General features: G+C 38.6%; 8 protein-coding genes. 7 read left to right on the top strand and 1 reads right to left on the bottom strand.

What is annotated here, in order from left to right:
• Window positions 1-62 precede the first annotated feature (62 nt).
• A complete protein-coding gene (locus tag AEQU1_RS09230; RefSeq protein WP_111880575.1) occupies window positions 63-2,204 on the bottom strand; it encodes a catalase in 2,142 nt (713 codons plus the stop codon).
• Between the two features lie 502 nt (window positions 2,205-2,706).
• Between AEQU1_RS09230 and AEQU1_RS09225 the strand changes: the two genes are divergently transcribed.
• The 7 genes from AEQU1_RS09225 (at window position 2,707) to AEQU1_RS09195 (ending at window position 12,979) form a co-directional block, all read left to right on the top strand.
• Window positions 2,707-3,354 (top strand): VTT domain-containing protein, encoded by a 648-nt coding sequence (locus tag AEQU1_RS09225; RefSeq protein WP_111880573.1) that lies wholly within the window; start codon window positions 2,707-2,709, stop codon window positions 3,352-3,354.
• A 291-nt stretch (window positions 3,355-3,645) separates the two neighbouring features.
• Window positions 3,646-4,065: an HYC_CC_PP family protein gene (locus AEQU1_RS09220; RefSeq protein WP_111880572.1), complete on the top strand. Its 420-nt coding sequence runs from the start codon at window positions 3,646-3,648 to the stop codon at window positions 4,063-4,065.
• 117 nt (window positions 4,066-4,182) lie between these two features.
• Window positions 4,183-8,052 (top strand): efflux RND transporter permease subunit, encoded by a 3,870-nt coding sequence (locus AEQU1_RS09215; protein ID WP_111880570.1) that lies wholly within the window; start codon window positions 4,183-4,185, stop codon window positions 8,050-8,052.
• A 47-nt stretch (window positions 8,053-8,099) separates the two neighbouring features.
• Window positions 8,100-9,305 carry a TolC family protein gene (locus AEQU1_RS09210; RefSeq protein ID WP_258455256.1) on the top strand — a complete coding sequence of 402 codons (1,206 nt, stop codon included), beginning with the start codon at window positions 8,100-8,102 and terminating at the stop codon, window positions 9,303-9,305.
• Between the two features lie 2 nt (window positions 9,306-9,307).
• Window positions 9,308-9,874 carry an AraC family transcriptional regulator gene (locus AEQU1_RS09205; protein ID WP_111880569.1) on the top strand — a complete coding sequence of 189 codons (567 nt, stop codon included), beginning with the start codon at window positions 9,308-9,310 and terminating at the stop codon, window positions 9,872-9,874.
• A 69-nt stretch (window positions 9,875-9,943) separates the two neighbouring features.
• The gene (locus AEQU1_RS09200; protein ID WP_111880567.1) at window positions 9,944-12,256 is read left to right on the top strand and encodes a multicopper oxidase domain-containing protein; all 2,313 of its coding nucleotides are present in this window, start codon (window positions 9,944-9,946) and stop codon (window positions 12,254-12,256) included.
• A 33-nt stretch (window positions 12,257-12,289) separates the two neighbouring features.
• Complete coding sequence (locus AEQU1_RS09195) at window positions 12,290-12,979, top strand: DUF3347 domain-containing protein (RefSeq protein ID WP_111844915.1); 690 nt, start codon at window positions 12,290-12,292, stop codon at window positions 12,977-12,979.
• The last annotated feature ends 10 nt before the right edge of the window (window positions 12,980-12,989 follow it).

The raw sequence follows: 12,989 nt of genomic DNA, 5'->3' as shown, positions 1-12,989 counted from the left end.
ACTAACAGCCATAAAAAAAGGAGCGGCAAAACCACTCCCTTTTTTTTGATTGTACTATACGATTAGGCCGGAACGCTTTCAGCTATTTCCCTACGATCCCAATTTCTATGTTTCTGGATAGATTCTTTAAAGGCTGTCGCGTTTTCGTTAACTAAAACCGCCTTGTCATCAGTGTACTTTCCGGCGTAAGTTTTCTTGAGAAATTCTTCTCCTTCTCCATCAACCGCTATTGGCTTGCAATGTTTAAAGGCTTCGTTTACGAATTTAATATACTTCACATTTTCGCCCAAGGCCTCAATAGATTTCTTACCCCCTGGAATATACACTGCGTCAAATAGTACACTCTCAGTAGTCATAATGGAAGCATCAACTTTGTGATCCATATTTTCATCACAAGTAATGCTACCGCCCATAGGGGCAATTATTTTTAGAGTAGCACCTTCTTTCTCTAAGACAGATTTCATCTTTTTAAGATTTTTCATACTGAAACCGTCAGCAGCCAATACTGCAATTTGGCGCGTAACAATACTGTCAAATTTTGTTTTTGCTTGACTCAAGGCTGGCGATTTATCCAAATAATTCTTCTTGGCAGCTGGTTGGTGTTTTTTTACATCGGCGTCTGCACCTATAGCTTGATTGATAGGTTGTTCTATATTTTTAGGTACTTTCATCCCTAATCCTTTCGCCACGTTTTTTGCAAGGTCGCTATCTATCTGGTCAATTAACCAAAGCATGCGTTCCTTTATGGCATCTTGTTTACATTTTCCAAGTTCAAAAGTGTAGGCGCCAGCAACGTGTTCCTGTTCCCATTTGGAGAGACTTCTGTAAAAGAGTGCGGGTTGCGAAAAGTGATCGCTAAAACTTTCGCTTCGGGTTCGTATTTTTCTTGCATCTATGCGTTCCTCATAACTGGTGAAAGCACCCTCCGCCATTTTTGATAAATGTGGACAGCCACCGCTTATAGAATTTGGAAAATATGCCGTTTGTCCTTTAGGAATATCCATTTGCATATGCCCATCTCTTTGATTGTTGTGCCCGTCAACAACTGGTCTATTAATAGGGATCTGGTGAAAGTTAGGGCTTCCCAATCGTGAAAGCTGCGTATCGCGATATGAAAAAAGACGCCCCTGTAAAAGTGGATCATTTGTAAAATCGATACCCGGAACTATATGTCCTGGCAAAAAAGCTACCTGCTCTGTTTCAGCAAAGAAATTCTCTGGATTTTTATTGAGGGTCATTTTGCCCACAATTTTAACGGGTACCATTTCCTCAGGGATAAGCTTAGTAGGGTCAAGCAAATCAAAGTCATATTTATGTTCGTCCTTTTGAGGAACTAGCTGCACCCCAAGTTCCCACTCGGGATAATGGCCAGCGTCAATGGCTTCCCAAAGATCGCGACGATGAAAATCGGAATCTGCACCATTTATTTTTACCGCTTCATCCCAAGTTACGGAATGAACGCCCAATACGGGTTTCCAATGAAATTTTACAAAATGTGATTCTCCCTCCTTATTGATAAAACGAAAGGTGTGAATTCCAAAGCCTTCCATCATTCTGAAGCTACGTGGAATAGCACGGTCGCTCATTGCCCAAATGTGGTTGTGAAGCGTTTCGGTGGTATGGGAAACAAAATCGTAAAAAGTGTCATGTGCTGAAGCGGCTTGGGGAATTTCATTATTAGGTTCTGGCTTTACAGAATGAACGAGGTCTGGAAACTTCATAGCATCCTGTATAAAAAAGATGGGCATATTGTTTCCCACCAAATCCCAAGTGCCTTCCTCGGTATAAAACTTAGTTGCAAAGCCTCTAACATCCCTTGCTAAGTCTGGTGAGCCCTTAGAGCCAGCTACAGTTGAAAAACGAACGAATACAGGAGTGCGACGTTTGGTATCATTAAAAATACCAGCCTTGGTATATTCAGGGATGGGATTGTACAATTCAAAATACCCGTGTGCGCCGCTACCACGTGCATGAACAATGCGCTCTGGAATGCGTTCATGGTCAAAATGGGTTATCTTTTCGCGAAGAAGAAAATCTTCAAGTAGGGTAGCACCACGTTCGCCTGCTTTTAAGGAATTGTTAGTATCATTGACTTTTAAGCCTTGATTTGTTTTCATTGTGGAGTCTTCAACCTCCCAAGAACTTTGCTCTAATTGGTCAATTTTTTTTGTCGGTTTTTCAGAAGTATTATCTTTCTTATTCATAGTAATTAATATTATGATGGATAGTTTTTCATTAAAATTACAATTTTTTAGATGCAACTAACTTAAAGGAATCTTAATGTTATTGGAAATAAATGAAGAATTCTTAGTTTCATTTAGGCATTTGAATAAATAATAATTGAGACTACTGCAAGTAAAAATGATATTCCAATAAGTATTAGAAGTACATATTTTATTATCCTTGAAGCTAGCAGACCATAGCGGACAGCTTTTTCCTTTGGCATAAAAATTAATATATAAGTTGGGCAGGTTAGAACTTATACTAAAATGGGAATCAATTTGGGAAGGTAAATTTATAAGCGGCTAAGAAAACATATTAGCTCATATGCTATTTTTTATAACAAGAATGATAAAAGCGGAATGCTTTTTTTTGAGAATTATTTTATGTTTCAATGCTAGTCTGTTCTTTCTTTCCCGATTTATCCAAAAGATAATTTTTATTGAGCATAAAAACTATTTTATAAATAAATGCTAATTTTAAAAAATGCAAAATTTACTTGATTTTTTTGTGCACTTAGACAGTCATTTATTTACGATGATTATTGATTATGGTCCGTGGGTATATGGCATTCTATTTTTAATGATTTTTATAGAAACAGGGCTGGTAATTTTACCGTTTGTGCCAGGAGATTCCCTTTTATTTGCTGCAGGTACATTTTGCGCAGGTGTTCAGAATGAGATGGGGGAAACCGCTAATCTCAATCTTTATATTGTACTTTTTTCCTTGATTCTTGCTGCTGTATTGGGCGATAGCCTTAATTATTATTTGGGTAATACAGTAGGGGTCAAAATATTGTCGTGGAAACTGCGGGGAAAGAATCTTGTAAATGAAAAATATATTGAGCGTACTAAAACTTTTTTTGAAAAACATGGCCCCAAGACCATTATCATTGCCCGCTTTGTTCCCATAATTAGAACTTTCGCTCCCTTTGTAGCAGGAATAGGGGATATGCATTATGGAAAATTTATAAGGTTCAATATTATTGGAGGTACAGTATGGGTAGTTTTTTTATTGTTTACAGGCTACTTCTTTGGAAATTTACCATTTGTAAAAAACAATTTTGAGTTTGTGATTCTTGGTATTGTTGCAGTTTCAATGATTCCGGTAGGGATTCAATTTTTTCGTAAGTAAAGGGCTGATGGTTCATGCGGTGGCCTCGACACCCTTCGACTCCGCTCAGGGTAAACTCCCAATACTTCGTCCCTCTTCCCTCGTCGCTCGTACTTTGAAGCTGCTACTGAAAAGAATCACACTGGGTTCTTACAGTTATGTCGCTTATATACACAGGCCTCTTGGTTCATTGCCTCGGCTCATTGGCATATCTTTAAAACAGGATAAAGAAGCAACGATAACTAGTTGCAATTGTTAAAGGTTTACTTATATTGTCTGTGGTTTGAAGGTTTTTTCATAATTTAGCACTACATGAAATCATTAATTCACAAATCAATAGCTGTTTTTATGGCAGGAGTAGTTCTTTTTACTACCATGTCCTTTGCTGTAGATATTCATTATTGTGGTGATACCTTGGTTGATTTTTCTTTTACTCAACAGGTAGATTCATGTGGTATGGAGGAAATGCCCACTGTTGCAAATTGTGAAAATTCTTCAATAACTGAAAAATCTTGTTGTAAAGATCAGCAGTTTATTAAGCAAGGAAAAGACGATTTAAAAATTTCCTTTGAACAATTATCCTTGCAGCAACAAATTTTTGTCGCTTCTCTCACATATTCTTATATCAGTATTTTTGAAGGAACAGAATCTAACGTTGTTCCTTTTGTTGCCTATCCGCCTCCTTTCATTGAACGGGATGTGCAAGTGCTGCACCAGACTTTCTTAATTTGATTTTTAGACAGTAATTTTTTTGCCCTGCGGTATTCCGTTTTGGGCACGTTTTGTTGTGTTCAATTTATTGAAACCAGTAAAACAATAAATCTATTAACTGTTTAATTATCAAAGTTTATGCTGAATAAAAGCATCAAATTTCTCATAGAAAATAAACTCGTTGCTGTTCTAATGCTCATTGCTTTTGTGGGCTTTGGAACGGTTTACGCACCCTTTAATTGGAATACTGGTTTTTTGCCATCAGACCCTGTGGCTGTTGATGCCATTCCAGATATTGGCGAAAACCAACAGATTGTTTTTACTAAATGGGACGGTAGGTCGCCTCAGGATATTGAAGACCAAATAACCTATCCGTTGACCACTACGCTTTTGGGTATTCCCGGTGTGAAAACCATTCGTAGTTCTTCCATGTTTGGGTTTTCAAGTATCTATATCATTTTTGATGAGGATATTGAATTTTATTGGAGTCGCAGCCGCATCCTTGAAAAACTCAATTCTCTGCCCAGTGGTCTTTTGCCCGAGGGTGTAAACCCAGCTTTGGGTCCTGATGCCACAGGATTAGGACAAATATTTTGGTACACACTCGAAGGACGCGATAAAGATGGTAATGTAACTGGCGGCTGGGATTTGCAGGAACTGCGAAGTATTCAGGATTACTACGTTAAGTATGCACTTGCCTCAGCCAGCGGTGTTTCTGAAGTAGCATCCATTGGCGGCTACGTAAAAGAATATCAGATAGACGTGAATCCTGAACTGATGCGCCAGTACAACATTAGCTTGGCCGAAGTTGTAAAAGCGGTAAAGGAAAGCAATAAGGACATTGGCGCGCAAACCTTGGAAATTAATCAGGCAGAATACCTCGTTCGGGGTTTGGGTTATGTGAAATCTGTGGCAGATATTGAAAATGCTGTTGTTACATCAGAAAATTATACGTCTATTAAGATTAGTGATATTGCCAATGTTTCACTTGGTCCTGCGGCAAGAAGGGGCATTTTGGACAAGGAAGGTGCCGAGGTTGTGGGGGCTGTTGTGGTGGCCCGATATGGGGCAAACCCAATGGAAGTCATCACGAACGTAAAGGAAAAAATAGCGGAGTTAAGCAAAGGATTGCCTACAAAAGTGCTGGCCGATGGCAGAACTTCACAAGTAACTATTGTTCCTTTTTATGATCGGACCGAACTCATACAGGAAACATTGGGCACGCTCAATGAAGCACTTACGTTGGAAATCCTTATCACTATTTTGGTAATTGTCGTGATGGTTTTCAATCTTCGGGCATCGATTCTTATATCGGGTCTCTTGCCAGTAGCAGTGTTGATGGTTTTCATTGCTATGAAATTTTTTGGGGTTGACGCCAATATTGTAGCCCTTTCAGGTATTGCAATTGCAATAGGCACCATGGTCGATGTGGGAATTATCTTGGCAGAAAATATTATTCGGCATTTGGATGAGGAAAATGAAAAAATGGAAGCTGGAAGTCAGAAGTTGGCAGAGGCTGAATCCAACAAAAAGCCCGCAGCCTCTAAATTCCAACGATTACCTATTAACACCATCGTGTATAACGCAACTGCCGAAGTTTCAGGGGCTATTGTTACTGCGGTATTAACAACCATTATTAGTTTTATTCCCGTATTTACGATGATTGGAGCAGAGGGTAAGCTCTTCCGTCCGCTTGCATTTACAAAAACATTTGCCTTAACGGCTTCTATTATCATTGCTTTGTTTTTAATCCCTCCATTTGCAGCCTTCTTATTTAAAAGTAGAAATATAAGAAGAAGCACCAATTATGGCATCAACGGATTGCTATTGCTGGCAGGGTTTATTGCGGTTATTTTTGGGCATTGGGTTGGTATTATCCTTATTGGCTTCAGTTTTGTTGCATTTGCTAAAATTCGGGGCAGTTGGTCAAAAGAGCGTTCCAATAAATATAGCATCTATTTATCTGCGGCGGCCATAGTTTTTCTTTTGGCGGAATATTGGCGGCCTTTGGGAGTGGATAAAAGTGTTTTTTTGAATCTCATTTTTGTCGCGATTATTTGCTTTGGCCTGTTGGCAAGTTTTTTACTTTTTAAAAACTATTATTCCCGAATCCTTAAATGGGCAATGGACAACAGATTGTTGTTCTTGTCTATTCCCACAACGCTTTTGATCCTCGGGTTCATTATATTCAAAAATACGGGCAAGGAATTTATGCCTTCTCTCAATGAAGGTTCCTTCCTATTGATGCCAACTTCAATGCCTCATGCAGGCGTGGAAGAAAATAAACGGGTGCTTCAGCAATTAGACATGGCGGTGGCAAGCATACCCGAAATTGAAACAGTTGTCGGTAAATCTGGGCGTACGGAATCTGCGCTCGATCCGGCACCTTTATCAATGTATGAAAATATGATTCAGTATAAATCTGAATATATGTTGAATGAGGAGGGAAAACGGCAACGATTTAAAGTTGATGACGATGGGTTTTTTATCAAGAAAGATAGTACACTGGTTGTCAATCCAAATAATAATGTCAGTTCGAGCCCTTCGGCTAAGCTTAGGACAGGCGCAGTTGAGAACGCACGAAAAGCTGGAAAAAGCATCTCGACTGCGCTCGATGTGACAGCAAAAGATTTGATAGAAGATGACGATGGTGAATTCTTCCGAAATTGGCGACCCGAAATCAATTCCCCAGACGATATTTGGAATGAAATTGTAAGAGTTACAAAATTTCCAGGCGTTACTTCAGCCCCCAAACTGCAACCCATTGAAACCCGCTTGGTCATGTTGCAGACCGGTATGCGTGCCCCCATGGGCATAAAAGTGAAAGGTCAGGATTTAAAGCAAATTGAAGCCTTTGGGGTTCAATTGGAAGGTATCCTAAAACAGGCAAAAGGCGTAAAAGAGGAAGCTGTTTTTGCAGATCGGATTGTGGGCAAACCTTATTTGCTAATTGACATTGATAGAACAAAATTATCCCGTTACGGAATTACTATCGAGGAGGTTCAAAATGTGCTGAAGGTAGCCGTTGGCGGAATGGTGTTAACTCAAACAGTGGAAGGTAGGGAACGTTATGGGGTTAGGGTTCGTTATCCTCGTGAATTACGTGGAGATCCATCAGACTTGAAAAGCATTTATATACCAGTTGAAAAAGGCAACCCTGTTCCTTTGAGCGAGGTGGCAACCATTAAATACGAACAAGGTCCACAAGTGATAAAAAGCGAGGATACTTTTTTAGTGGGTTATGTACTTTTTGATAAACTGGATAGTTTTGCCGAAGTGAATGTCGTAGAAAATGCACAGGCACTTATTCAACAAAAAATAGACAAGGGCGAATTGGTGATGCCGAAAGGCATAAGTTATAAATTCACTGGAACCTATGAAAACCAGTTGCGTGCCGAAAAAACCTTGTCCGTTATCGTGCCTTTGGCGCTGGCAGTCATCTTTTTGATATTGTATTTCCAGTTCCGTTCCGTTTCTACCACTTTAATGGTGTTTACAGGAATTGCGGTTGCCTTTGCAGGTGGTTTCGTTATGATTTGGTTTTATGGGCAGGATTGGTTTTTGAACTTCAATTTTTTTGGCGAAAATCTACGGGATCTTTTCAATATAAATACTATCAATTTGAGCGTGGCGGTTTGGGTTGGCTTTATTGCGCTTTTCGGCATTGCAACTGATGATGGGGTAGTAATGGCAACCTATCTCACGCAGACTTTTGATAAAAACGACCCAATAGATATTACAGAAATTCGAAGATCAACGATGGAAGCCGCTTCAAAAAGAATCCGTCCTTGTTTGATGACCACCGTTACCACCATTTTGGCGTTGTTGCCGGTACTAACCTCTACTGGAAAAGGTAGTGATATAATGATACCAATGTCCATTCCTATTTTCGGGGGGATGCTTTTAGACACCACATCCTATTTCCTAGTGCCAGTACTTTATAGTTGGAGGAAGGAACGGATAGCGAAAAAAAGAAATCAAGAACTAAGATCCAAGAATCAAGACTAAAAAAAATGAAGATGCAACGATCAAATTATTTTATAAAACAAAAAGCCATGCTGTTTCTTGGCTCTTGGCTCTTGGTTCTCAATAGTTATGGGCAAGATTTACAGACGTACATAGACGAAGCTATCACCAACAGCCCCGAAATCCAAAAGGTTCAGCTTCAATCTGATATTGCTGATGAAAAAGTAAATGAAGCCAATTGGCTACCGAATACTGAAGTTAGCGCAGGATATTTTGTAAGTGAGCCAGAAACCCGAGTGGGTGCTCAAAAGGCGCGTTTTTCCGTGAAGCAGATGCTCCCTTGGTTTGGGACTATAACGGCGAGGGAAAACTACGCTTCTTCAATGGCCGAGGCCCAATATGTGGAAGTGACCATCGCAAAACGCAAACTCTCACTTTCCGTTTCCCAATACTATTATCAGCTTTATGAAATAAGGGCCCAAGAAGAAGTGCTTGATAAAAATATAGCGCTCTTAAAAACCTATGAAAAGCTCGCACTCAATTCAGTGGAAGTAGGTAAGGCATCTGCTGTGGACGTTTTGCGACTACAAATGCGGCAGAATGAGCTGCAACAGGAAAAAGACATTCTACTGCAACAAAACAAAGGAATACAGGCGGCTTTGAACAGTTTGCGGAACCGTGATTATGATACTGATGTATTGGTGGTGTCTTCCCTGGAAGTTCCAGAAGAGGACAATCTTTATAGTTATGAGTCACTTTCGGTAAACCCAGAATTACTCAAATACGATAAGCTTTATGAGTCTGTAACCCAATCGGAGCTGTTGAACCAACGGGATGCTTTGCCAATGTTCGGCTTAGGGCTAGATTATATTCCAGTTGCCGAACGCACGGATATGAGTTTGATTGATAACGGAAAGGACATTGTGATGCCTATGGTATCAGTATCGATTCCCATTTTTAACAAACGCTACAAGTCCGTTTCCAAGCAAAACGAATTGCGCAAACAGGAGATTCAATCGCAGAAAGACGAAAGGCTGAATGTACTGAAGGCCGATTTGGCAAAAGCCATTTCCCAGCGGAACCAAGCCCGTATAAAGTTCAATACCCAACAGAAAAACCTAGTACAGGCCAAAAATGCAGAGGACATCCTTATTAAAAATTACGAAACGGGAACGATTGATTTTAACGATGTGTTGGATATTCAGGAACTGCAATTAAAGTTTCAAATAAGCCAAATTGAATCGGTTAAGAGCTATTACGTACAATCGGCATTAATAAACTATCTAATCATTTAAAGATGGAAAAAATTTTCTACATAAAAAACATGGTCTGTGATAGGTGTATCAAAGTATTGGCGGACGAATTAAAAGATAAGAATATCGATTTGCTCGAAATTGAATTGGGAAGAATAATACTAAATATTCAAGATACCGAATACAAACAAACCTTAATTTCTATTTTAGATAAAAACGGATTTTCATTGATTGAAAGTCCTGAAAATCAATTGGTAGAACAAGTAAAAGTCGAGTTGATTAAGCTTTTGAAAAATTTACCATTAGATATAAATAGGAAACTTTCCACTTATCTCGAAGATAAACTCAATAGTGAATATTCCAAAACAAGCAAATTATTCTCAGTAACAGAAGATATTACAATAAAAAAATATTTTATCAAATTGAAAATAGAAAAAGTAAAAGAGCTCATTCAAAACCAAGAATACAATTTCACTGAAATTAGCCAGATACTTAATTATAGCAACTTAAACCATTTAAGTAGACAGTTCAAAATTGAAACAGGAATGAGCCTTTCCAGTTATAAATTACAACAAATAAATGACCGCACATCGTTAGACCGAATTATATAACTATGAACCAAGATTATGATAAAAGATGCTGAACATCAATATTAATTTTGAAAAAAAAAGAGTAATCCAATGAAAAAGATAAGTTATGCTTTTATGCTCGTATTTGTTTACATCAATTCGGCATTCGCACAAAATGAAGGAAATGTAGATAATCTACCAATTCATGAATATACCTTGACCATCAAGGAAGAAATGGTCAACAAAGCTGGAAAACAGGTTAAAGGAATGACCGTAAATGGAACAATTCCTGGCCCAACAATCGAATTTACCGAAGGCGAATATGCAGTCATTTATGTAAAAAATGAAATGAGTGTAGAAACTTCTGTGCATTGGCACGGCCTATTATTGCCCAACTTTTACGATGGTGTCCCTTATCTGTCAACCCCGCCCATAAAACCTGGCACAACTTTCAAATATGAATTTCCTTTGAAACAATCAGGAACTTATTGGTACCATTCACATACAATGTTACAAGAACAAAGTGGTGTTTTCGGGTCAATAGTGATAAAACCAAAGCAAAAAACTTTGGATTATGATAAAGATTTGGTGCTGATGCTTTCCGATTGGACCAATGAAAAACCAAAGAATGTGATGCGAAACCTAAAACGTGGCAACGAGTGGTATCAAATGAAAAAAGGTACTTCAACACCATTGAATAAAGTCATTGCTCGTGGTGCATTCGGTGCACAGCTCAATTTTTGGAAACAGCGTATGGAAGGTGCCGATATCGCTGATGTGTATTATCCTGCATTTTTAATAAATGGTAAAGAGTCAGTGGAATATCCAGAATACAAACCCGGCGAAAAGTTGCGCTTACGAATTATCAATGGTTCAGCCACTTCACAATTTTGGATGACCTTTGGAGGCGAAACCCCAATGTTGGTATCTGCAGATGGGAACGATGTGGTTCCTGTTGCACATAATAAAACATTTATTGGGGTTGCGGAAACCTATGATTTTATTGTAACCGTTCCCCAAAACGGAAAAATTGAGTTTAGAGCTATGGCCCAGGACGGTTCGGGCATTGCCAAAGCATATATTGGAAATGGCGAAATACTTCCTGCGCAAGTTATAGCCAAACCCGATAAAATCAAGATGATGCAGCGAATGGCAAAAATGGATATGAAAATGGGTGCACACGCGTTAAAATTTCAACCAAACAAAGATGAGCGTTTTGAAATGAAGAAAGAATATGGAATGCATATGGACAAAATGAAAATGGACGATTCTAAAATGAAGATGAATGATAAAATGAAAATCCCAAAAGATTCTGTGATGAATGAAAAAATGGACCACTCAAAAATGGACCATTCCAATATGGAAATGATAAAGGATTCAACTGCAGCTATGGATGGGATGAATATGTTTTCTGAATACAATTACGATTATCTGAAATCGCCCGAAAAAACAACGTATGATAAGAAACTTCCAGTCAAGGAAATATTACTGAATCTTACAGGAAATATGCAACGCTACATCTGGAGTATGAATGGAGTTCCGTTAAGCGAAGCAGATAACATAAAAATTAAAAGCGGCGAAGTTACCAGAATGACCTTCAATAATTTGACGATGATGCACCACCCAATGCATTTGCACGGTCACTTTTTTAGAGTCATTAATGAAAATGGCGAGTATTCGCCCTTAAAGCATACGGTTAATGTACCACCAATGCAACAAGTTACTATTGAATTCAGCGGTAACAATGGCGATGAATATGGCGATTGGTTTTTTCATTGCCACATCCTGTACCATATGATGAGTGGTATGGCAAGAATTGTAAGTTATGATACACCTCGCGACCCACGGATGGCAAAATATCCGGTAAAGAACTTAATTAACGAAGCTGACCAATATTATACATGGGCAACTGTTGATGCCGCATCAAATATGACAGGGTTTAATTTTGTTTCTTCAAATATTCGAAATCAATTTAATGTGATGGCAGAATATGGTTGGAACCAAAATCTAGAAGCTGAAGTAACCTATGAACGTTATCTGCACGATTATTTACGGGTTTTTGGTGGTGTGAACATTGAAAATGAGATGGAAGATAGTTTAGATGAGATTTCCACCACGGCAATTGCGGGTATACGATTCTTAACACCTTATTTGTTCAATCTCGATGTGCGAATCGATAGTAAGTTGCGACCTCAAATAAGTTTAAGTCGTGAAATACTGATTTTTCCAAGAACAGCCATTTTTGGAATGTATGAATACCAAGCTAATTTCGGTTGGGTTGATGACCTTTCTTTTGGAGATAATTTCACAAACGAAGTTACTTGGAAGGCAGGAGTAAAATATTTTTTATCACGAAACTTTTCATTGATGGCGAGCTACGACAACCGTTTTGGAGCGGGTGGTGGACTTTCAGTGAGATTTTAATAAATAATAATATTAATTTAAATGTAAAACAAAATGAAGAATTTAAAAGTAGCAACAGCAATTGTGGCAATGGCTTTCGTAAGCCTAACAACAATGTCATGTAGAGACACCAAAAAGGAAGATTTGCACGACGATGGAATGCATTCTGAAATGCCAGAAGAAGGTAATCATGATGATTCTATGATGAATCACGAAAATTCAATGATGGATGAAAATGATTCAATAATGAATCACGATACTTCAATGATGGACCACAACAATACGGATAGGTCCAATACTGTAATGGATTCCAAAATGCAGAATTCCGATGCAAAACAAGTGGTGGCAGATTATATGGCACTGAAAGATGCTTTGGTGGCAACCAATAAAGAGGATGCTGCAAAGGCTGGAAAGAAACTTGAAAGCACATTGAAGGGTTTTAATGTAAGCAGTTACTCTGCTGAACAGCAAAAGGAACTGAAAGATATTATTGAAGACGCAATGGAGCATGCAGAACATATTGGCAAAAGTGAAATGGACCACCAACGTGAACATTTCAAAATATTGAGCAAGGATATAACCGATATGGTTGCCATTACCGGCACGGAAACTACTTTATACCAACAATTTTGCCCAATGTACGATGGTGGCAGTGCGTGGTTAAGTAGGAGCAAGGACATAAAGAATCCATATTATGGTAGCAAAATGCTGAATTGCGGAAAAGTGGAGAAAGAAATAAATTAAGGGCTGTAAG

Source organism: Aequorivita sp. CIP111184 (assembly GCF_900489465.1).
Classification (GTDB): domain Bacteria; phylum Bacteroidota; class Bacteroidia; order Flavobacteriales; family Flavobacteriaceae; genus Aequorivita.
The sequence above is the reverse complement of the archived record's forward strand: the minus strand, read 5'-3'. Positions and strand labels throughout refer to the sequence as shown.